We start from the raw sequence: 21932 nt of genomic DNA, 5'->3' as shown, positions 1-21932 counted from the left end.
GTGCATGCGCAGGGGTATTCAGGCGAGACGTCATGACCCGCCGTTCGGCAATTGAAAGCTCCTCAGCAGCGCTACTGGGCAACGCGGCTCCGGGCACAGGCGCAGGGTCCCGGCGTACGCCGGGATGACGGGAATGTTTTATGACGGCCATTCGGCTGTTGAAGAGCGATTCGAAGTGAGTATTGGATACGAATCGCCCGACGCGTTGCACGGATGTTCACGGCGGGTCTGGCGGTGGCGGATCGTGACGGATGCGCAGAAAGCGCGCGAAACGCGGCAGTCCTTTGGAGGTCAGTCCGTTGTAGCGATAGGTAACCATGCTGCCGATAGCGGGTGGCTCCGTGCGTTGCGCGTCGGTGAAACCAGTGCCCAGGCGAAATCGTTTGCCATCCGATAACTCGACCAGTAGCGCGCCCATCATCCCCACATACTTACCTTTGCCTGGCGCATGGGCGATCACGCGGGCCTCGGCATCCTGAAAAGGTTTGTACTTGAGCAGGCTGCCGCTGCGGCCAGCCCCATAGCGCGCGTTCCGATGATGCAGCATCAGCCCTTCGCCACCCGCGGCGACCACTTCTTTGAGCCGTGCATCGAGATTTTCCACATCGTCGAAGCGAGATTGTGCGATGGGCTGTAGCCATGCCACGCCCGCGGCGGGCAGCAGCGTCCGCATCTGCATGACACGTGCTTCGAATACGCCGCCATGATCCGGCAGATCGAACACCATGAAGCGCACCTGGTGCCACGCGGCATCGTCCGGCTGAATCGAACGCACCAGCGCACTGACGTCATCGAAACGGCCGCGCCCCATCCAAAGTTCGCCATCCATCGCCACGCTCGGCCACTTGGCCGTGAACCAGGCCGGCGGCGAGACGCGTTGGCCACCGCGGGTCCACAGTTGCTGGCCGTCCCAGCGGCCGCGCACGCCGTCCAGTTTCTCGCTGATCCAGTAACTGGAAATGTCGCTAGCACCACCGTAATCCGTGGCGAGCATCAATCGGGGCGGTACGCCCTCGACCGCCCAGAGTGCCGATGGCGCAAGGCAGGCGAGCAACAGGAAAAGCGTGCGCAGGAAAGTCATTGGGTTCCTCCTTGAATGTGCATCGGAGGTCGGCGTATGCCGGATTCCGACGGTGCGCGTCAGGCACCTTCCCGATGCCGGTGCAGCTTACGTCCGCTTGGATTTGAAGTGGTCTGAGCGGCGTGTCAGGGTTTTCCGATTTTTATGTGGGCGCTGGCGGTCACATGTGCAATGCATGCATCGCGTGAATCTCGGGTTTCCTGCGTCGTGCGCGCGGCGCATGCTGCTCGTGCCGCTCGGCACCTTTGGCTTTGGGAGTGCAGACGGATGGTTAGGGAAAGAGCTCGCGGCGGGACGTCGCTCCTACAAGGGCGTGGCGTGCAACGCAGATCGCGCCGGTGGAAAACTCTGCCTTAGTACTCGCTCTGCGTCAGCCGGGCGACACCATCGGCACCGATATCCACGCGGTACAGGCGGTTGAACTGACTGTCCGGTATCGGTTCGACGTTCTGTCCCGACAGGGCGCCCACGATCTCTGGCACGGTGTTGCTGTGGCCGACAATCAACACCGCGCCTTGGCGGTGCTGCCGCAGCCACTGCGCGGCCAATTCGGAAGCGGGGCCTTTCGAGAAGTAATGCGTCACATCCATGTGGTTCTGGTTCGCGGTGGGCAGAGCCGTCTGCTGGGTACGGCGGAATTCGGTGGCGTATACGGCGGTGATCGATTCATCGGCTATCAGCGATGCCAACCTGGCGGCGCGCTCGCGACCCGCGGCCGTAAGCGAAGGATCTTCGGGATCGTCGCTGGCTTTCTCGGCGTGGCGCACGACGATGAAGCTGACTTCATTGCGGCCACTGTTGCCATCACGGGGCGCTGGCACCGACGCGCACCCGGTCAACATAACCAGGCCGGCCAGAAGAAAGCAGCAATGCAGGAGCGCGCGTTTTGGCATGGCGATGGTCCTCCGGGATGAAGAAGCAGGAGCTTGCTATTGCTGAAGCGCTTTATTTACCACGGCGGCGAAGGCTTGCGGTTGTTCGAGCATCATCATGTGTCCGGTACCAGGAATGACGTCGATGCTGCTCGCCTGGCGCAGCGCCCAATCCTGCACGTCCCAACCGGGCCGCGAACGTTCACCCGCCAGCAAATGAACGCGATGACGCGAAAAGACCTCGCGGAGTTTCGGCAGATAGCCGGGCGAGCCGGTTTCTTCGACAACCGAACGCGCCATCGCATGCACGGTCGATGCGGGCTGTTGCGATAGGTAGCGCGTTGCGATTTCGACGAATAACGGCTCGGCCGGCACGCCGGCACGCGCCAGCCATGCGGCCGGGTCCGCACGGAAGCCTTCCAGCATCGCTTCGGCTTCCTCTTGAGACATGCGTGCCACAGACGCTGACCAGAAGGCGTCCTTCAGCGTGAAATTGCCTTCGATGCTGACCAGATCCACGACCCGATTCGGATGCGCATGCGCGAACAGCGCGGCAATCGCGCCGCCAACGGAATGTCCCACCAGGTGCACCCGCTCGTCGCCAAAGTTCTGACGTATGAGCTGATCCAGATGGGCGACTTGCGCCGGCAAATTCACTTCGTGCGCGGGCACATCCTTCAGGCCGCCATAACCCAGCAGATCAGGCGCCAGCGTCTTTGCCGGTCGGAAATGGATCGACAGGTCGGGCACCTGCAAGGTGCCTATCAACCCGTGCACGAAAACGATGGGTGTCGGAACGGACATCAGTAAGACCCATGATGTGGAAACAAGAAGGTTGCGCCTCAGGCCGCCGGCCGCAACGTGGTCAGCAAACCCTTGGCCGCGTTGAAACGGTCGGGCGCTTCCGGCAACGGTACCTTGATGCGCAGTTTGTCCGGACCATCCATGACGTACAGCTTGGGCTGCTTCTGGATCATCTGGATGACCGCCATCGGATCGATGTTGGGCTTGGCGTCGAACACGATACGGCCGCCGTTCTCGCCGAGTTCCAGCTTGCGGATGCCCAATGTGGTAGCGGTGAGTTTCAGTTCCGCTGTGGCGAACAAGTACTTCGCCGGATCCGGCAACAGCCCGAAGCGGTCGATCATCTCCACCTGCAGGTCACGCAGTTCGTCGATGTCGCGCGCGCTGCTGATGCGCTTGTACAGCGTCAGGCGCGTATGCACGTCCGGCAGGTAATCGTCGGGGATCAATGACGGCACATGCAGTTCCACTTCGGCGCCGCGGTGTTCGTAACCTACGTCGACATCCGGCAGGTGGCCTTGCTTGATCGAGCGCACCGCGCGCTCCAGCAGTTCGGTGTACAGGCTGAAGCCGACTTCGGCCATCTGGCCGCTCTGGTCCTCGCCCAACAGTTCGCCAGCGCCACGGATTTCAAGGTCGTGAGTGGCCAGGGTGAAGCCCGCACCCAGTTCGTCCATGGCAGCAATGGCTTCCAGGCGGCGTTCGGCATCGGCGGTCATGCTGCGTTTTTCAGGCACTACCAGATACGCATAGGAGCGGTGATGCGATCGGCCCACGCGGCCGCGCAACTGATGCAACTGCGCCAGGCCGAAGCGATCGGCGCGGTTGATGACGATCGTATTGGCGTTGGGAATGTCGATGCCCGATTCGATGATCGTCGTGCACAGCAGCACGTTGAAGCGTTGCTTCTGGAAATCCAGCATGACCTGTTCCAGTTCGCGTTCCGGCATCTGTCCGTGAGCAACGCCGATACGCGCTTCCGGCACCAGTTCCGACAGGTCGCGCTGCATCCGGCCGATGCTTTCCACGTCGTTGTGCAGGAAGTACACCTGGCCGCCGCGCGCCAGTTCGCGCTGGAAGGATTCGCGGAGCAACGCCGGATCCCACGGGGTAATGAAGGTCTGCACGGCCATGCGGTTGGCCGGCGGCGTGGCGATGATGGACAGATCACGCAGGCCTGCCATGGCCATGTTCAAGGTGCGCGGAATAGGCGTGGCGGTGAGCGTCAGCAAGTGGACGTTGGCGCGCAGCGCCTTCAGCGCTTCTTTCTGCCGAACGCCGAACCGCTGCTCTTCATCCACGATTACCAGGCCCAGGTCCTTGAATTTCACGTCGGGCTGCAACAGGCGGTGCGTGCCGACGATGACGTCGATCTTGCCTTCCGCCAACTTCTCCAGCTCCGCCTTGATCTCCTTGGCCGTCTTGAAGCGCGACAGCACCTCCACGCGTAGCGGCCAATCAGCGAAGCGGTCGCGGAAGTTGCGGTAATGCTGTTCGGCCAGCAGCGTGGTCGGTACCAGCACCGCGACCTGCTTGCCGCCACTGGCGGCCGCGAACGCCGCGCGCACGGCGACTTCGGTCTTGCCGAAGCCCACGTCGCCGCAAACCACGCGATCCATGGGCTGGCTGCTGCCCAGGTCGCGAATCACCGATTCGATGGCGTGATGCTGGTCCGGTGTTTCTTCGAACGGGAAACTGGCGGCGAAAGGTTCGTACATCGCGCGGTCCAACGGCAATGCCAATCCCGCGCGGGCTTGCCGGCGCGCCTGGATTTCCAGCAGTTCGGCGGCCACGTCGCGGACTTTTTCCGCGGCTCTCTTCTTCGCCTTGGTCCAGGCTTCGCCGCCCAGTGAATGCAGCGGCGCGGTTTCCACCGATGCGCCGGAATAGCGGCTGATCAGGTGCAGTTGTGCAACCGGGACATACAGGCGATCGCCCTTGGCGTACTCGATCTCCAGATATTCGCCGGGCGTGCCGCCGGCCTCCAGCACCACCAGCCCGCGATAACGGCCGACGCCGTGATCCTCGTGCACGATGGGCGCGCCTTCGCTCAATTCGCCCAGGTCGCGGATGATCGCTTCGGGCTCGCGCCCGGTGCGCTTGCGCCGGTGCGTCTGGGTGGCGCGCTCTGGGAACAACTGGCGTTCGGTGAGTACCGCGACGCGCGGTTCATCCAGTGCGAAACCGTCTTCCAGTGGAGCGACTGTGATGGCGAAGCGTGGAAGCGTGATAGCAGTTAGATCGTCGTTCCCGCCTCCGCGGGGATGACGATCTGATAGAAATCCGGTAAAGCTTCCGGCGACTTCAGGCGTGAGTTCCGCTGCCTGCAGCACTTCCAGCAACGCCTCGCGGCGGCCCGCCGAGTCCGCGGCGATCAACACACGGCCGGGGTAGTGCGCCAGGAAGGACTTCAAGGCTTCGCCCGGTGCTGAGTCCTTGGCGGCGATCGGCAACGGCGGCAGGGGCTGTTCGCCCAATGCCTGCGCTTCGGTATGGCGCGGATGATCGGCGCCGCAAACCTCGATGCGTGGCTTCTGATTCAGTCGCTCGCGCAAGGTATCCGGAGGCAGATACAACTCTTCCGGCGGCAATAGCGGACGTTCGATGTCATGGCGGCGCTGCTCGTAGCGATTCTGGGTCTGTGCCCAGAACGCATCGGCGGCGCCGTGAGCGCCGTCCGCCAGCAGTGGCAGCACTTTCTCGCCCAGGTAATCGAACAAGCTGGCGGTCTGCTCGAAGAACAGCGGCAGGTAGTACTCCACGCCTGCCGGCGCCAGGCCGGATTTCAAGTCCTGGTATAGCGAACTGCGGCGCGTATCCACGTCGAAACGCTCTCGCAATGTGGCCAGGGCACGTTCGATCGCGTCTTCGTCCAACGGAACCTCGCGGCCTGGCAACATCCGCACCGCATCGGTCTTCTCCAGCGAACGCTGCGATTCCGGGTCGAAGGCGCGGATGGAGTCGATGCTGTCATCCAGCAGCTCGATCCGCAGCGGCGCCTCGGCGCCCATCGGATAGACATCCAGCAATCCGCCGCGCACCGCGAAATCGCCCGGATCCAGCACCTGCGGCACATGCCGGTAGCTAGCTGCTTCCAGCCGCCGCTTCTCGGCGTCGAAATCGAGCGTCTGGCCGACCCGGTAATCGAAGCTGCCGCCCACTACGTAGCGCAACGGCGGCAGGCGCTGCATCAGCGTTTGAACCGGCACCACCACGATGCCGCGCTTCAGCGTGGGCAAGCGGTGCAGTGCCGCCAAGCGCTGCGACACGATGTCCGGGTGTGGGCTGAAGCGGTCGTAGGGCAGGGTTTCCCAATCCGGGAACGGCAGCACCGGCATGTCATCACGCGTGCCCAGCAGCGTATGCAGGTCGGCTTCCAACTGATGCGCGCCCTGGGTATCGCGAGCAACGGCCAACAGTGGCCCATCGTGCGTTTCGGCGGCCTGGGCGAGGAACCACGCCAGCGCGGTAGGAGAGGCGGGTGCGCGCCACCAGGCACGCAGCTGGCCGCTCTTGGGTAGCAGGGGAAGGGGGGAACGCATGGATTTGGAATCGGCAGGCATCGGCACACAAAACGGCAGCAGCGCCGGACGCGTTCACGCCCAGCGCAAGAAAGGGAGCTTAGTTTAGCCGGTCGCTGTGCCAGCCCATGTCAGCAGACTTCGCTTAGATCGGAGCGACCGTGACCTGCCGCTATCGCCGCAAGACCGCCACCCGTGTTCCTTTGCAGGAGCGGCTTCCAGCCGCGAGCTCTTCCTCAACGCGGGCGGATACTCAAAGAGCAAAAGCGGCCAATACGACTATTGGTCTTCGAGATTAAGGACCACGCGCACCAATCCCGGCGTGTCGTGTTCCCGTACCCGGTGAAATCCCAGCGATTCGGCCAATTGCAGCATGGGCTGGTTGCTGTCCAGCACGTCGCCGTACAGGTGTTCCAGCTTCTTGGATTTGGCCCATTTCACCAGCCGGCGCATCAGGTGCCGGCCCAGCCCCTGGCCGGCAATGAAATGGCTGACCAAGATGGCGAATTCCGCATCGCGGCTACGTGAGGTAACGGATGCGCGAGCGACCGCGCCTACCAGGGCTTCGCCAGGAGGAAGCGGCTCGGCGGCGACCAGCGCGAATTCTGTCTGCGGATCCGGATGGCTGAGCCGGTGCGCCATTTCCGGCGTCAGCTCGGTCAGGGCGTACAAGAACCTTTGGCGGATCTCCTCCGGCCCCAGCAATGAGAAGGCGCCTTGAATGGGGCCGGCGTCCTCGGGACGGATCGGGCGAATCAACAGCTCCCGGCCGCTGGGGAGGCGGAAGCGTTCGTGCCAGGGCGGGAGTCGTTTCGGCGCGGTCATATGGTCTTGGATACTCCCATGGGCCCTGTGAAAGATTGTTCTAGTCCGCCTACACGACGAATCACATTCGCTTGCTAGACTGCCGGCATTCACCAAAGAGGGAGCTTTCCATGGCAGGCGGCGGCGATTCTACGCGGGCGATTCTTTTTGCGCTGGGCGCGAACTTTGCGATTGCGGTGGCCAAAGGGGTAGCGGCCTTCGTGACCGGTTCCAGCGCCATGCTGGCGGAGACCGTGCACTCGCTGGCCGATTGCGGCAACCAGCTGCTGCTGCTGTTGGGGCTGCGGCAGGCGACCCGTGCTCCTTCACCGGACCATCCACTGGGCTACGGGCGCGCCATCTACTTCTGGTCGTTCCTGGTCGCGGTGATGCTCTTCAGCGTCGGTGGCATGTTTTCGATCTACGAAGGCGTGCACAAGTTTCAGAGCCCAGAACCATTGAATCAATGGTGGTGGGCGGCGGGCGTGCTGGTGTTCGCCATTGCGGCCGAGGCAGTATCGATGCGCGCCTGCATGCAGGAGGTGAACAAATCACGCGGCGAACGTTCGCTGTGGCGTTGGTTCCGCGACAGCCGACAGGCCGAGCTGGTGGTGATTTTCGGTGAGGATCTGGCCGCGCTGCTGGGTCTGGTGTTCGCATTGGCGGCGGTGCTGCTGTCGGTGATCACCGGCAACCCCATTTGGGATGCGATCGGCACGATAGTGATCGGTGTGTTGTTGATCGTGGTTGCGGTGTTGGTGGCGATAGAAGTCAAAGCCCTGCTGATCGGCCAGAGCGCTGACCCGATATTGGAATCTCAGATCAGCGAATGGCTCGGCAAGCGCCCGGAGATCAGCAAGCTGATCCACGTCATCACCATGCAGATGGGCAACGATGTGGTGGTCTCGGTACAGGCGGTGATGAAGGAAACCGTCAGTGCTCAGGCATTGTTGAGCGACATCGATCGGGTGGAAATCGAACTCAAGCAGCAGTTCCCCGTGGTGCGCTGGAGCTTCTTCGAGCCGGACCGGGAAGCAGAACCCGGTGCTGCCGCGCCGGTTTAGTTGGAACCCGGCCAAGCGCAATGCTTTGCTGCGGGTGACCCCGTAGGGCGAAGCTGCGGGCTTCTCGTAGAGCGGAGCTTGTTCCGCTGCTCTTCGCGAGCACTCACACATAAGGCAGCGTGGTCCCGAGAGGCAGCCAAACAATTTTTGCTCTACGAGAAGCCCTTCTAAGCGGCTGTTCGCTATCGCCTGCCGTTGCGACGGCCTCACTGCTACCGACACGGTGCCATCGCGAGGCGCAGCTCCGCTCTACGTGGTTCTCTGCCGCTTGACCCGTACGGACGTTCGGGTTTTAATGAGAATGATTTACATATGCCGTTGAGAATGAATCGCCGTTGTGTTGTTGGCGTTCTTTTTCAGCAGGTGGGCCGTCGAGGAGGGGCGGCGGGAATCTTTTCCTATCTTCCAGTGAAGAATTTCCCGATAAAACCAATGAAAAATAACGATAAATCAGGCCTCAGTTTCCGTCCTTTCCTTTTCCGTGTTACGCCGCTGGTGCTTGCCTTGCAGATGGCGCTGGCCGCGCCGCTGGCGGCGGCTGAAAGCACCGATGCCGATCAGGCCACCGAGCTGGCGCCGGTCGAGGTGGTCGGTGCCCGTATCGATGACCTGGAGGGTGGCCGCGTAGGTGCCAAGGTCGACGCACCGCTGCGCGAGATTCCGCAGTCTGTCAGCGTGGTCACGCGTGAGCAGATCGAACAGCGCGGCGCCACCACGGTCGAACAGGCACTGCGCTACACCGCCGGCATCAGCCTGCCCTACGGCTTCGATGCCCGTTACGACTGGATGGATATTCGCGGCTTCAGCGCGGTCAACGATATGTTTCGCGACGGTCTGCGCCAGCAGAGCGGCACGTTCAGTGCGCCGCGCCTGGATCCGTACGCACTGGAGCGGATCGAAGTGTTGAAGGGTCCGGCCGGCGTGATGTACGGCGCCGGCGGTCCAGGTGGTCTGATCAACCAGGTCAGCAAGCGCGCGACGGGCGAACAGGTCAACGAGGTCGGCGTCAGCTACGGCAATTACGACCGCGTCAGCCTGCGCACCGACTTCGGCGGCGCGCTCAGCGACGGGTGGCGCTATCGCGTGGTCGCCCTGGGCAGCGACGCCGATGACCAAGTCGATTTCACGGGAAATCGCCGCTGGCTGCTCATGCCATCGCTGGCATGGAGCAGCGAATCGACCTCGCTCGATCTGCAAGCCACTTGGCAGAAGGATGATGGCCGCTACAACTTCTCTTTCCAGCCGGGGCCCGGCGTTCGCGATCTGCTGGGCCTGGACTATGACGTGCCGCGCGACCGCTACCTGGGCGAACCGAGTTTTGATCGTTTCGACCGTGAATACACCACCTTCGGCTATACCTTCGAGCACCGTTTCAACGAGACGTGGCTGTTGCGACAGAACGCCCGCTACAACCGCACCGAACTGGATTACGGGACGATCGGCATCGTCGGCTTCAACCTGGCGCAGCCTACCGAAGTCACCCGCTACGTCTTGCTGCGCGATGAGCTGTCGCGCGGCGTTGTCATCGATACCTCGTTGCAGGCGAGCTTTGGCCACGGCCGCGTGCATCACACGGTGTTGGCAGGCATCGACGTGCAGCGCATCGAGAATGACGAATACGGTGTGTACACGGGCGGCAATGATCCGGTGACGGGTCTGCCTTATGTGGCCAACCTGGATCTGGTGAATCCGGTCTACGGCAGTCCGGTGACGGTGCCGCCTGGTGCGCGCATGGTGACCGATGGGCGTCAGGTCGGTCTGTATCTGCAGGACCACATCAAGTTCGATGATCGCTGGGTGCTGCTGCTGGGTGGCCGTTACGACGAGGCGCGGCAGAAGATCGAAGGCACGACGTCCACCACCGATTACGCGTTCAGTGGCCGCGCAGGTTTGGTGTATCTGGCCGAAGGTGGCTTCGCGCCGTACCTGAGCTATAGCGAAAGTTTTTCGCCGCTTTACAGCAGCGGCTTCAAGCCTGAAACCGGCTGCCAGGTGGAACTGGGTGTGCGTTGGCAGCCGATCGGCAGTTCGGTACTGATCAGTGGCGCGCTGTTCGATCTCCGCCGCGAGAATATGGTGGTGACCGATCCCGCTAATCCGATGCAGCAGGTCCAGGTGGGCGAAAGCCGTTCGCGAGGCGCTGAAGCCGAGATCAATACGGAGATCGCCGCCAACACGCGCCTGACCGCTGCGTATACCTATCTCGATACGGAAGTACTCAACAACGGTGGAATGATCGATGAAGGCTCGCAGTTGCCGCGCGTGCCGGAACATTCGGCTTCGTTGTTCCTCGACTACACACTGCCTTCCGGGCCAGCGTCCGGACTGCAGGTGGGGGCGGGCGTGCGTTATGTCGGTGAGACGCTCTATACCGGCGGCTCGCTGATGAATCCGGCGGAACGCGTGCAGGTCCGCACCGGCGCCTACACGCTGGTGGATGCTTCGGTGCGCTATCCGTGGCGCGACTGGCATTTCGCGCTGACCGCCAGCAACCTGTTCGATCGCGAATATTCGATCAGCTGCGATAACAACGTCTGCTACGGCGGCTATGCGCGCAGCGTAAATCTATCGGCCAACTATCGCTGGTAAGCCAGGAGAAGATCATGCAGACCGCCACCCACCCCGATTCGGGCCCGGCAGCGAAACCTCGGCCACGCGGCGCCTCTCGCTGGGGTATCACTTCGCGCGTGCTGGCGGCGCTGTTCGGCGGCTATTTCGTCGCCTGGGGCAGCACCGCGTTCCTGATCCTGGTGTTGCCCATGTCGCGCGTCGATCGCGTGGTCACCGCCAGCCTGCTGTGCTTCGCGGTCTGGTGCGCGGCCGTGGTGTACGCATTCGCGGCACGTAGTGCGTGGCGCGCGTGGTGGGTGCTGCTAACGGTAGGCGGTGCGCTCAACGCGACCGCCTATCTGCTCGCCGAACAAGCCGCGCGTATCTGAGGACGCCAGCATGAAGAACAGTTTCACTCAAAGCATGGCGTGGCTGCACACCTGGTCGGGCTTGATCATCGGCTGGCTGCTGTTCGTGATCTTCGTCGGCGGCACCATTGCGTGCTTCGATGCAGAACTGGATCGCTGGACGCGGCCCGGCGTGCCGGCGCAGGTAACGGCCGACGCGAATATGGACACGGTGATGCAGCGACTGGAACGCGAAGATCCTTCGGCACACGTGTGGTACCTATACACGCCGCATCCGCGTTACCCAGCCATCAAAGCGGGTGGCTGGGATGTAGGCCGCGAGTTCACCACGCACAGTTATGATCCCCGCAGTGGCGAGAAACTGCCGGACAGCGCGGGCGGCGAATTTTTCTTCACGCTGCACTACAACCTGCATGCGGGCACCATCGGCATGTACCTGGTCGGTCTGGCCGGGATGATGATGCTGGTGGCGATCGTCACCGGAGTGATCATCCACCGGCGCATCTTCAAGGACTTCTTCACCTTCCGTCCGCGCGCCGGCGGCCAGCGTGCATGGCTGGATGGGCACAACATCACCGGCGTGCTGGGTCTGCCGTTTCATCTGATGATCGCCTACACCGGCGTGGCGATCTTCGTGTCGTCCTACATGTTGGCCGGCGTGCATCTGGTCTACAAAGGCGACATGGAGGCGTTCTTCGACGAGCTGGCGCCGCATCCGCATCGCGAAGAAATGCACCAGCCAATTCCCAAGCGTGCGCCGCTGGCGCCGATGCTGGCCGATGCACGCGAACGTCTCGGTGGCGAACCCTGGCTGGTTTCCGTCGAGCATCCAGATGACGCCTCGACGGTGGTCAGCATCGGGTTGGATCACTCGCGCCATGTCGCCTGGAATCATCGTACGGCTTATTACGATGGCGTCACTGGCGAGTTCATGGCACAAGGGCCGAAACCCGGTTCGGCATACCACACGTACCAGTTCCTCGGTGGACTGCACATGGCGCAGTTCGGCAGTGGCGGTCTTTATCGCTGGCTGTACTTCCTGCTGGGCCTGGCAGGTTGCGTGATGCTGGCCAGTGGTCTGCAGGTGTGGCTGGAGAAGCGCGAGAAACGGGTAGCGGAAGCCGGCGCTATTTCCGGTTATGGCTTGGTGCGGGTGCTCAATCTTGGGGTGGTGGCCGGGATGCCGCTTGCGACGGCCGCGATGCTGTGGGCCAACCGGTTGGTCCCAATGGAACTCGCCGGCCGCACGACCTGGGAAATCTATGCGTTCGGCACCGTCTGGATTGTGGCGACTTTGTGGGCCGTGCTGCGAGTTCGCACGCCGGAGCGTGCGTGGCGCGAATTGTTCGCGGCGACAGCCGTGTTGTTGTGCGGACTGCCGCTGCTGAACCTGTTCACCACATCGGATCGCCACCTGGGCGCGACGTTGGCGAATGGTGACTGGCCGATGGCCGCGGTTGATCTAACGGTTTTGATGCTGGGTGTGCTGTTCGGGTTGATGGCGTGGCGCGTGGGTCGCGTCAAGATGCCTGCACGGCAACGTGCGGCTGCACTGCGCACAGCGGAGGAAGCCCGATGAATGCCATGAACCCGAGTTTGATCTTGGTGATCGCACTGGCGCTGTGTTATGCCGGCTGGTGCCTGCTGTGCCTGGGCATGGAACGTCATCACCGGGATTTCTTCGGCGATGCACCATCGCCAGCGCGGCGCAGAAAGCTGCGTGTCGGCGGCTGGTTTGCGTTGATGCTGGCATTCGCGATCAGCGTGTATGCCATCGGTTGGGAGTTCGGTCCGGTGCTCTGGGGCTGTGCCCTGATGCTGGCGGCATTGGTGTGGGCGCTGCTGTTGCCGTTCGCCGCGCGTTGGGCGGTGCGATTGGCGTGGCTAGCTCCGGTTGCAGTATTCGCGGCTGTAGCTCTTGTGGGAGCGACGTGAGTCGCTCCCACAGGGAGGGATTTACGAGGAGCTCTGTGCCGTTATCGCAATCTGATGGGAAGAGCTCGCGGCGGGACGCCGCTCCCACCTATTCCTTCTTGAGCCATTCCAGCCGTGTGGAGGCACGGGCTTCGCCCAGTACGCGTTTCAGCATGGGTAGCGCAGGGGCGAGGGTCTGGTCGAACTGCCACGGCGGGTTGAGGATCAGCATGCCGCTGCCGTTGAGGCGCAGTGGGGAATCATCGGGACGGATCTGCAGTTCCGCCAACAGGGCAGACTTCGCCGGCAGCGCTTCAGCCTTGCGGAAGAAATGCATCAGGCTGCGGCGCAGTTTGATGGGGTACCACACGGCATACATGGCGTTCGGCCAGCGTGCCATCGCCTCGCGCAGGGTGGCGATGATTTGCGGGTATTCGGCATCCTGCACTTCGTAAGGCGGGTCGATCAGCACCAGCCCACGGGCGAATTTGGTGTCGCCGATCTTGGGCGGCAGCAGTGCCTTGATGGAGGCGTAGCCGTCGCGCGCGTGCACGGCGACCTTGATGTCGTGTGCGAACAATTCCTTCAGCGCCTGCGCCTCTTCTTCCTGCAGTTCGCAGGCGGCCATCCGGTCCTGATCGCGCAACGCCTGCGCCACCAGCAGGGGCGAGCCGGGGTAGGCGACCATCGCCCCGACCGGGTTGATGGCCTGCACGGCACGCAGGTAGCGCTCCAGCACTTCGGGTGCTTTCGGCTCGCCCATCAGCTTCAGGACGCCGGCATCGGCTTCGGCCGTCTTACGGCTTTCCACCGCGCTCAGCAGGTAGCGCCCGCGTCCGGCATGGGTATCCAGCACGAAGAACGGCGAATCCTTGCGTTTCAGCGCGTCGATCAGTGCCAGCAGCGTGGTGTGTTTAAGAACGTCGGCATGATTGCCGGCATGGAAGGCGTGGCGATAGTTCATGGCGTCAGTCTACGCGGTCGGTCTCCATGGCGGCTCCCGGGCGGCTTCTTCGCGGAAGCAGAACTGTGAATCTGGCAGGCCACGGCCTCGCTTTTCAACCACTCCCGCACACGCAACAACGCAGGATCCGCATCACGGCTGGTTGGCCAAACCAGGTGCGAGTCGAACCCGCGCAGCACCGGACCGGGCAACGCTTGCAGCGTTCCGTTGTTCAGTTCATCCACCACTAGCACGCGATTGGCCAGCACCACGCCTTGTCCAGCGATCGCTGCCTGGATGGCGTGTGCTTCGTCGGAGAAATGCAGTAAACGCATCCCTTTTTTAGGCATCGCCAATCCGGCCTCGCGGAACCAGCGCGGCCAGTCCGGTGTTTGCTCATCCTGCATGCGCCAGTCGTAGGTCAGGATGGAGGTACGCGCCAGTTGCGCGGGTTCCAAAGGCCCCAGCCATGGGCTGGCGACGGCGAGGAACTCGTTGGGCAACAGGTATTCCGAGCTCAGGCCCGGGTAATGGCCACTGCCGTAGCGCACCGCCAGATCCGCGCGATGGTTGTGCAGGTCGGCCGGTTCGTCGGAAGCATGCAGGTGCAGGTCGATCTCCGCGCCCGTTGCCGCAAAGCCGGACAGGTGCGGTACCAGCCAGCGCGCCGCGAATCCCCGGGTGACGGATAGCGTGACGATGGGGCGCGCGTGTCCCGGCCGTAAGCCGTCCAGCGTCTGCGCGATATCGTCCAGTGCGCCGCGCACCACGGGGAACAAGGTTTCGCCCGCGCGCGTGAGCCGCACTGCGCGGGACTGGCGCTTGAACAGCGGTACGCCCAGGCGTTCTTCCAGTGCCCGGATCTGATGACTGACGGCGGTGGGCGTGATGGCCAGTTCGTCGGCCGCGTGCCGGAAGCTGAGATGGCGCGCGGCTGCCTCGAACACCCTCAATGAGCCCAGCGGCGGCAGCTGCCGTCCAGGGTGAGTCTGTTTAGGGTGAATTTTTTTCATCTTATGGCAAAGAAATCATCGCTTTTCTTAGTGTGTGAGGCTTGGAATCATGGCGTCAACGGGAGTTTCTTATCCCTGCCACTTCAATCATAGGTGAGATATGTTCAGGATTCTGCATCTGGATGCCAGTGCCCGGCCGGGTCGTTCCGATCAACAAGCCCATGGCTCTCACACACGCAGGCTCAGCGCGCGTTTCATAGAACGATGGCGCGCGTTGCGGCCCGAGGACGCGGTGACATATCGCGATATCGGCGCTTCGCCTCCTTCGCCGGTCACAGGCGATTGGATCCATGCCGCGTTCACCCCGCCTGACAAGCGGGAGCCGTGGATGCAGGAGGTGCTGGCGGAAAGCGATCAGCTGGTGGATGAGCTGGTGGCCAGTGATCTGATTGTCGCTGGGGTGCCTATGTACAACTTCGGCATGCCCGCGCAGTTCAAGGCCTACATAGATAACGTGGTCAGGGTAGGGCGCACGTTCGGATTCGATCGTGCGCGGCCAGGCGATCCCTATTGGCCCATGCTTGCCGGGCAGGGCAAGCGCCTGGTCATTTTCAGTTCGCGCGGTGATTTTGGTTATGGACCAGGCCAGCGGCTGGCGCACACGAATCACGTGGAAAGCGGCGTCGCCACGCCGTTGCAATACCTTGGGATCGAGTACGCCGCCAGCGTGGCAGTGGAGTATGACGAGTTCGCCGATGAGCGCCTGGCGGAATCGTTGCGGAGCGCCGAAGCCGAAGTGGATCGTTGGGTGGAGGTGTTGGCCGATGAAGTGGTCGCGGCGTCGGCGTGCGCCTGAGGGATGACACGCCCTGGATGGCCTGCCGGCGCCATTGCCCTATATCCTGCGCGGCATGCCGACGATCCTGATTGCCGAAGACGAACCCGCCATCGCCGACGCGGTGCTGTATGCCCTGCGCAGTGAGGGACTGAATGCGGAGCACTGTTTATTGGGCCGCGACGTGGTGCCCCGGCTGCGCGCTGGCGGCCTGGACCTGGTGGTGCTGGATGTCGGATTGCCGGATGTCAGCGGTTTTGATGTCTGTCGCGAACTGCGCGGATTCAGCGACGTGCCGGTGATCTTCCTGACTGCCCGCAACGACGAGATCGACCGGGTGCTGGGTTTGGAATTGGGCGCCGATGACTACATGGTCAAGCCGTTCTCGCCCCGCGAACTGGTGGCGCGAGTACGTGCGCGGCTGCGTCGCAGTCATGCCGGCACCGAGGCGAAGGATTGGGCGGTGCAGGGCGACTTCGCCATAGACCAAGAAGGCCACCGCATCCGTTTCCGCGGGCAGGCGCTGGAGTTGACCCGCTACGAATACGCACTGCTGGCGGCTCTGTTGCAACGGCCCGGCGCGATCCTCAGCCGTGCGCAGCTGATGGATCGCGGCTGGGACAGCGATGCCGACAGTACCGACCGAACCGTCGATACGCATATCAAGACATTGCGGGTCAAACTACGTGCCGCCGGCGCCGATCCGGACCCGATCCGCACCCACCGCGGCATCGGCTACGCCATCGAGGTTTAGAGGGCCTGTTAATGCTATTGGGATGGGCCACGCCGCGATCCAGCGCGTGCGGGGCAAGGAAGAAGGAGGAAATGTATGCCGATCCATGCCCGAGTGATGACGCAGTCCCGCATGCACTGGGTTGCGGCCCTCCGGGTTGCTTCCCCGCCTCGCCAGGAACTCGCGCGTGGCTTGAACAGGCAGCCAGCCTGTCGCTGCGCCACGCACAAGCCCCTGGCACGGCGGGGAAACAACGTGACCTATCCCAATAGCGTTAACAGGCCCTAATGCGCCTAGGCCTGCGCTTGTTCCTGGGGTTCTTCCTGATCGTGGGGTTGGCGGCATTCTTCGTGATGCGCGTTTTCGTCAACGAAGTGAAGCCCGGCGTGCGCCAGGCGATGGAATCGACGCTGGTCGACGCCGCCAATGTGCTGGCAGTAATGGCCGCTGACGACATGAAGGCAGGCCGCATTGCGAACGGCGAGTTCGCGCGGCGCATCGATGAAGCGAGCCTTCGCGATCTGAACGCACAAGTTTGGCGCTTTCCCAAGCGCCATCTGGACTATCGCGTGACCGTCACCGACACGCGCGGCGTGGTGGTCTATGACTCGCAAGGCCGCGACGTCGGTCGTGACAATTCCCGCTGGAACGATGTCTACCGCACCTTGCGTGGCGAATACGGCGCCCGTTCCAGTCCGGAAACGCCGGACGATACAACTCGCACCGTCATGCATGTGGCAGCGCCGATCCGCGATGGCGACAAGTTGATCGGTGTGCTGACGGTGGCCCAGCCCAATCGCACCATCGATCCTTTCATCGCCGCCAGCCAACGCGCCATCATGCGGCAAGGCGGGTGGTTGATTGGCTTGTCGGCCTTGATCGGCGCATTGATCACGTGGTGGCTGGTGCATGGCATCCAGCGCCTGAACCGATACGCGCAAGCGGTCAGTGCCGGCAAGCCTGCGCCGCCGCCGCCGCCTCGCCGTGATGAGATCGGCGACCTGGGCCGCGCCGTCGAAGAAATGCGCCGCAAGCTGGAAGGCAAGGCGTACGTCGAGCAGTACGTGCAATCGCTGACACATGAGATGAAGAGTCCGCTGGCGGCCATTCGCGGTGCGGCCGAACTTTTGCAGGAGCCATTGCCCGAGGAAGATCGCAAGCGCTTCGCCCATAACATCCAGACGCAGCAGCAACGGCTGACTGAAACCATCGACAAGCTATTGGCATTGGCCGAAGTGGAACAGCACGGTTGGCTGCAAAAGCACGAACCGGTCGATGTGGCATCACTGCTGGTGGAGGCGGGGGAAGGCGTGTCGACCACGTTGGCCGCGGCGGATTTGGTGTTGTCGGTGAACATCGAAGACCCAAAGGCGGTCGTCCAAGGCGACGCCTATCTGCTGCGCCAGGCGCTATCCAACTTGCTCGATAACGCCATCGCTTTCTCGCCGCGTGGCGGGAAAATTGTCCTGTCCAGTGAAATCGCCAACGGCATGCTGGATATCCGGGTGCGCGACCAAGGCCCGGGTATTCCCGACTATGCCCGCTCCCGGGTGTTCGAACGCTTCTATTCGTTGCCGCGGCCTGGTGGCGAGCCGCGCAGCTCCGGATTGGGCCTGCCGTTCGTCGCCGAAGTGGCGCGGCTGCATGGTGGCGAAGCCGATCTGCGCAATCTGGAGCAGGGCGGGGCGCTGGCTACATTGCGCTTGCCCGTGGTGTAGGCGAACGTATCCTGCCCTTGTAGGAGCGACGTAAGTCGCGATGAGTTTTCCCATGAAAGCTTCATCGCGACTTACGTCGCTCCTACAACGTGAAAGGAATCCCGCCGCAAACTTCACACAGACTTCAAACTCCGCTCAAACCGCCACCACACAGCGTCGCCAGACTTCGTTCCGTGTTCAACCGGGGCGAAATCCATGAAGTCTTTACGTTTGCTGTTACGTTTCCTGACCATCGGCGGTTTGGTGCTGCTGTTGCTGATTCCCTTGATGATGATCCGCGGCACCATCAGCGATCGCGAACGCTACCGGGCTCAGGCGGTGGAGCGGGTGTCGCAAAGCATGGCCGGACCACAGCAAGTGGTCGGGCCGTTGCGCGTCGTGCCATGGCGGGCGGTTCGCAAAGTCAACGCAACCAATGCCGACGGCCAGCCTGAGATACGCGATGAAGTCACCGAAGGCTATGTCTACCAGACACCCAAGCGTCTGAGCATCGATGGTGGACTCAAGCCTGACAAGCGCAGGATAGGGTTGTACGACGTGCGCGTGTTCCAACTGAAGGCAAAGATCAAGGCCGAGTTCGACGCGCTGCCATTCACCGAAGTCTCCGGCCGCGTTTACGGCGATCCCTATGTGGTCCTGGGTGTCGCCGACGTGCGTGGTTTCGTCGGCACGCCCACCTTGAAAATGGACGGCACGCCGTTGGCGCTGGAGGCGGGCACAGGCGCCATGGCCGACCGGATGGGCGGCATGCACGCCATGCTGGCGAAGAGTGAAATCGCCCTGCCTTCAAGCCGGCTGGAAATGGACCTGACACTGGCTGGCACACAATCGCTGGGTATTGCGCCGCTGGGTGACAGCAACCATATCGCCCTGCATTCGGCTTGGCCGCACCCATTGTTCGGCGGGCGCTTCCTGCCCAATGATCGCAAAATCGGTGCGGACGGTTTCAGTGCCAGCTGGGAAATCTCCTCGTTGGCAAGTGCGGCGCAGAGCCAGTTGGCCACGAAAACCGGCAAGCTGACCCGCCGCGATTCCAGCGCCTATGCTGAAACGATGCCCTCCGACGAACCCAACAACAGCGCATTGGACAGCGTCGATATCAGCCTGGTCGATCCCGTCGATGTATATACCCAGGCCGATCGCGCCAGCAAGTACGGCATTCTGTTCGTGGTGCTGACGTTCGTTGGATTCGCACTTTTCGAACTGATAAAGCGGCTACCCATCCATCCGTTGCAGTATCTGCTGGTCGGTCTGGCGCTTGCGATCTTCTTCCTGCTGCTGCTCAGCCTGTCCGAACACATCGACTTCTGGAAGGCCTACCTGATCTCGGCGGTCGCCTGTATCGGCCTGCAATTCGTCTATCTATCCGGTGTATTGAAAAGCTGGCTGCGCGCGGCAGGCTTCGCCACGATGCTGACCGCCCTGTACGGCGTGCTCTACGGCTTGCTGGTCTCCGAGGACAACGCATTGCTGATGGGCTCGCTGATGCTGTTCGGGATTCTGGCGGTGATCATGTGGGTGACGCGCAAGGTCGACTGGTATGACCTGAGTGCCTCATTGCGCTGAGTGGCACTACGCGTGAGGAGCGTCATGCTTGATCACTTCACCTTGCACCGGCGTGCAGTCAAAGTACTGCCGCCGGCCATCCGGACGTCCGGGGTGGTGGCGGATGATGATCCTTACGCCTTGTCGAAGTTGTTGTTTCCATTGCGGCGTAAATCGAGTGGCGCGCTTGTCTATCGCCTGACGGAAGAAGCCGCGGTGGCGATGGCCGACGATCCTCTGGCTTATCTCAAGGATGCGGTCCAGGCCAGGGAAGGCCTCGGTCGCCGGCGAGCGCCATTTGCTTATCGAGCCTGGCGAAAAGCAATGCTACCTGCGGGATGGTCAAGCGTTTGGCTCCCCAAAGCCGCGGAGCCGACGCCTGATGTCACGGAGGCATACTTCACCGCGAAGAACGACGGCAAGGCTTTGCTGGTCGTGATTCCCTCGCAGCGCCTCGCGTTCTATCTCTGGTGCGATTAAAGCAGAGGGCTGGAATCAGCATATGGATGCCGGAGGAGCCGCAGCGCCATCGCGTTCTGAAAGCAGCATGCATCCCGTCATCGATGCGCGCCGCCATCTCGCCCCGGCCGGTGGCGTGCGGTAGAGTTCAAGGATGAATTCTCCGCACACTATCGGCCTTTTTCGCGGACCGGGCATCCTGCCGTATCTCGAAGACGTAGCGCGTCTGCGCGTGGAAGTGTTCCGCGATTGGCCTTATCTGTATGAGGGCGATGAAGGTTCCGAGCGGAACTATTTGGCTCCGTATGCCAACTCGCCTGATAGCCTGTTCGTCCTTGCCACGGTGGGCGATCGCGTAATTGGTGCCTCCACCGCATTGCCGTTGATCGACGACACCGAAGCGTTCCAACTGCCTTTCGTGAACACTGGCATCGCGGCGAAGGAAGTGTTTTATTTCGGCGAATCGGTGTTGTTGCCGCAGTATCGCGGTCGTGGCATCGGTCATGCCTTCTTCGATCATCGTGAAGCACATGCGCGTGCGTTGGGGAGATTCCGTTGGACCGCATTCTGCGCGGTGGACCGCAATGAGGCGGATCCCCGTCGTCCGGCCGGCTTCCGTTCGAACGACGGTTTCTGGCACAAGCGTGGCTACGAGCGCAGGAAAGATATGACAATGTACTTGCCGTGGTTCGAGACCGGGCAGGGCGAGATCGTCCATCCGCTGACATTCTGGCTGCGACCACTGGAGGCATGATGAAAATCGCGGTGGCGAAGTATCCGGTGAGCGCGCCCGCCACGTTCGGCGACTTCGCGGAGAAGCAGGCTCGGCTGTTAGTGGACGCGGCTGCACGGGATGTCCGTATTGCCGTGTTGCCGGAGTACTTATCGCTGGAGCTGGGTGCCACGTTCGAGGCTTCCGTTCAAGGCGACTTGCACGCTTCGCTGGCGGCTATCCAGGTACATCACGCCGACTGGCTGACGCTGTTCTCGCGGCTTTCGAGCGAAACCGGAATGCATGTGGTCGCCGGCACCTTCTTGCTGGCGAAGGCGCAAGGATGCTATCGCAATCGCAGCTATTGGTTCACGCCTCAAGGCACGCACGCCTGGCAGGACAAGTTGCAGCTGACCGGCTTCGAAAAATCCGCAGCGGTGATCGAAGGCGGCGATGAATTGAATGCCTTTGAAGCCGAAAATATTCGCGCCGGAATAGCGGTGTGTTACGACGGCGAGTTCCCATTGCCGGTTCGCGCGCAGTACGAGGCCGGTGCGCGCTTGCTGCTGGTACCCAGTTGTACCGACACCGAAGCGGGCGCTACGCGCGTGCGTGTCGGCTGCCTGGCGCGCGCGCTGGAAAACCGGATGTTTGTCGCGCAATCGGTCACCGCCGGAGAAGCACCCTGGAGTCCGGCGTTGGACGCCAATACCGGGGAGGCAGCGATCTTCGCGCCAATGGACGCGGGCTTTCCCGCTGATGGTGTGCTGGCACAGACGCGAGGCGACCAGGTGTGGGCCATCGCCGATCTTGATTTCGCTGCGTTGGAAGCAAACCGCGTCAACGCGCAGGTCGCCAATGACCGTGATTGGATGGGGCAGCTGGCGCCGGGGATTGCTCGTGCGCAGGTGAAGCTGCTGTAGATGTCCTTGTAGAGAATTTCTCCTTGTAGGAGCGACGTCAGTCGCGATGAAGCTTTACCGATAAAGCTTAATAGCGACGGACGGCGCGCCCACAACCGAGATTAAAAAGTTACGCAAAAAAGCAAACACCCCG

19 protein-coding genes are annotated in these 21932 nt (G+C 62.4%); 12 read left to right on the top strand and 7 right to left on the bottom strand.

Annotated features, from left to right (window positions below; genetic code table 11):
* Positions 1 to 217 precede the first annotated feature (217 nt).
* The 5 genes from AADW18_RS08030 to AADW18_RS08010 all read right to left on the bottom strand — a co-directional run bounded on the left by AADW18_RS08030 (position 218) and on the right by AADW18_RS08010 (position 7103).
* Entirely contained in the window at positions 218 to 1081 is an 864-nt protein-coding gene (locus AADW18_RS08030; protein WP_337342850.1) for a DNA ligase, read from the bottom strand.
* A 353-nt stretch (positions 1082 to 1434) separates the two neighbouring features.
* Positions 1435 to 1974, bottom strand: a complete 540-nt coding sequence (locus tag AADW18_RS08025; RefSeq protein ID WP_337342849.1) for a phosphoglycerate mutase family protein — start codon at positions 1972 to 1974, stop codon at positions 1435 to 1437.
* A gap of 36 nt (positions 1975 to 2010) precedes the next feature.
* Positions 2011 to 2757, bottom strand: a complete 747-nt coding sequence (locus AADW18_RS08020) for an alpha/beta hydrolase (protein ID WP_337342848.1) — start codon at positions 2755 to 2757, stop codon at positions 2011 to 2013.
* A gap of 38 nt (positions 2758 to 2795) precedes the next feature.
* Positions 2796 to 6299: a transcription-repair coupling factor gene (gene mfd / locus AADW18_RS08015; protein WP_337342847.1), complete on the bottom strand. Its 3504-nt coding sequence runs from the start codon at positions 6297 to 6299 to the stop codon at positions 2796 to 2798.
* A gap of 258 nt (positions 6300 to 6557) precedes the next feature.
* Positions 6558 to 7103, bottom strand: a complete 546-nt coding sequence (locus AADW18_RS08010; RefSeq protein WP_337342846.1) for a GNAT family N-acetyltransferase — start codon at positions 7101 to 7103, stop codon at positions 6558 to 6560.
* Positions 7104 to 7213: 110 nt separating this feature from the next.
* Here AADW18_RS08010 and AADW18_RS08005 point away from each other — a divergent pair, with 110 nt between their 5' ends.
* The 5 genes from AADW18_RS08005 (at position 7214) to AADW18_RS07985 (ending at position 12999) form a co-directional block, all read left to right on the top strand.
* Positions 7214 to 8146, top strand: coding sequence for a cation diffusion facilitator family transporter (locus AADW18_RS08005; protein WP_337342845.1), 933 nt, complete (start codon positions 7214 to 7216; stop codon positions 8144 to 8146).
* Between the two features lie 432 nt (positions 8147 to 8578).
* Positions 8579 to 10735 (top strand): TonB-dependent siderophore receptor, encoded by a 2157-nt coding sequence (locus AADW18_RS08000; protein ID WP_337342844.1) that lies wholly within the window; start codon positions 8579 to 8581, stop codon positions 10733 to 10735.
* Positions 10736 to 10749: 14 nt separating this feature from the next.
* Positions 10750 to 11085 carry a DUF3649 domain-containing protein gene (locus AADW18_RS07995; RefSeq protein ID WP_337342843.1) on the top strand — a complete coding sequence of 112 codons (336 nt, stop codon included), beginning with the start codon at positions 10750 to 10752 and terminating at the stop codon, positions 11083 to 11085.
* 10 nt (positions 11086 to 11095) lie between these two features.
* A complete protein-coding gene (locus AADW18_RS07990) occupies positions 11096 to 12643 on the top strand; it encodes a PepSY-associated TM helix domain-containing protein (RefSeq protein ID WP_337342842.1) in 1548 nt (515 codons plus the stop codon).
* Complete coding sequence (locus AADW18_RS07985; protein WP_346842726.1) at positions 12640 to 12999, top strand: DUF3325 domain-containing protein; 360 nt, start codon at positions 12640 to 12642, stop codon at positions 12997 to 12999. Before AADW18_RS07990 ends, AADW18_RS07985 begins: the two co-directional genes overlap by 4 nt.
* A gap of 88 nt (positions 13000 to 13087) precedes the next feature.
* Here the strand turns inward: AADW18_RS07985 and rlmJ are convergent, their stop codons facing one another.
* Positions 13088 to 13942, bottom strand: coding sequence for a 23S rRNA (adenine(2030)-N(6))-methyltransferase RlmJ (gene rlmJ / locus AADW18_RS07980; protein WP_337342840.1), 855 nt, complete (start codon positions 13940 to 13942; stop codon positions 13088 to 13090).
* Positions 13939 to 14934, bottom strand: coding sequence for a LysR substrate-binding domain-containing protein (locus AADW18_RS07975; protein ID WP_337342839.1), 996 nt, complete (start codon positions 14932 to 14934; stop codon positions 13939 to 13941). Before AADW18_RS07975 ends, rlmJ begins: the two co-directional genes overlap by 4 nt.
* A gap of 100 nt (positions 14935 to 15034) precedes the next feature.
* Here AADW18_RS07975 and AADW18_RS07970 point away from each other — a divergent pair, with 100 nt between their 5' ends.
* The 7 genes from AADW18_RS07970 to AADW18_RS07940 all read left to right on the top strand — a co-directional run bounded on the left by AADW18_RS07970 (position 15035) and on the right by AADW18_RS07940 (position 21799).
* Entirely contained in the window at positions 15035 to 15730 is a 696-nt protein-coding gene (locus AADW18_RS07970) for an NAD(P)H-dependent oxidoreductase (RefSeq protein ID WP_337342838.1), read from the top strand.
* A 55-nt stretch (positions 15731 to 15785) separates the two neighbouring features.
* Positions 15786 to 16463 (top strand): two-component system response regulator CreB, encoded by a 678-nt coding sequence (creB, locus tag AADW18_RS07965; protein ID WP_337343295.1) that lies wholly within the window; start codon positions 15786 to 15788, stop codon positions 16461 to 16463.
* Between the two features lie 266 nt (positions 16464 to 16729).
* Positions 16730 to 18160, top strand: coding sequence for a two-component system sensor histidine kinase CreC (gene creC / locus AADW18_RS07960; protein WP_337342837.1), 1431 nt, complete (start codon positions 16730 to 16732; stop codon positions 18158 to 18160).
* 195 nt (positions 18161 to 18355) lie between these two features.
* On the top strand, positions 18356 to 19726 hold the full coding sequence (gene creD, locus AADW18_RS07955) for a cell envelope integrity protein CreD (protein ID WP_337342836.1): 1371 nt from the start codon (positions 18356 to 18358) through the stop codon (positions 19724 to 19726).
* Positions 19727 to 19750: 24 nt separating this feature from the next.
* Positions 19751 to 20185, top strand: a complete 435-nt coding sequence (locus AADW18_RS07950) for a hypothetical protein (protein ID WP_337342835.1) — start codon at positions 19751 to 19753, stop codon at positions 20183 to 20185.
* A 133-nt stretch (positions 20186 to 20318) separates the two neighbouring features.
* Positions 20319 to 20918 carry a GNAT family N-acetyltransferase gene (locus AADW18_RS07945; RefSeq protein ID WP_337342834.1) on the top strand — a complete coding sequence of 200 codons (600 nt, stop codon included), beginning with the start codon at positions 20319 to 20321 and terminating at the stop codon, positions 20916 to 20918.
* Positions 20918 to 21799, top strand: a complete 882-nt coding sequence (locus AADW18_RS07940) for a carbon-nitrogen hydrolase family protein (RefSeq protein ID WP_337342833.1) — start codon at positions 20918 to 20920, stop codon at positions 21797 to 21799. Before AADW18_RS07945 ends, AADW18_RS07940 begins: the two co-directional genes overlap by 1 nt.
* Positions 21800 to 21932: the final 133 nt, after the last annotated feature.

The sequence above is a fragment of the Pseudoxanthomonas sp. CCNWLY206-1 genome, assembly GCF_039710385.1.
Lineage (GTDB): Bacteria > Pseudomonadota > Gammaproteobacteria > Xanthomonadales > Xanthomonadaceae > Pseudoxanthomonas_A.
Note: the sequence above shows the minus strand (reverse complement) of the source record. Positions and strands in the feature narration are given on the sequence as shown.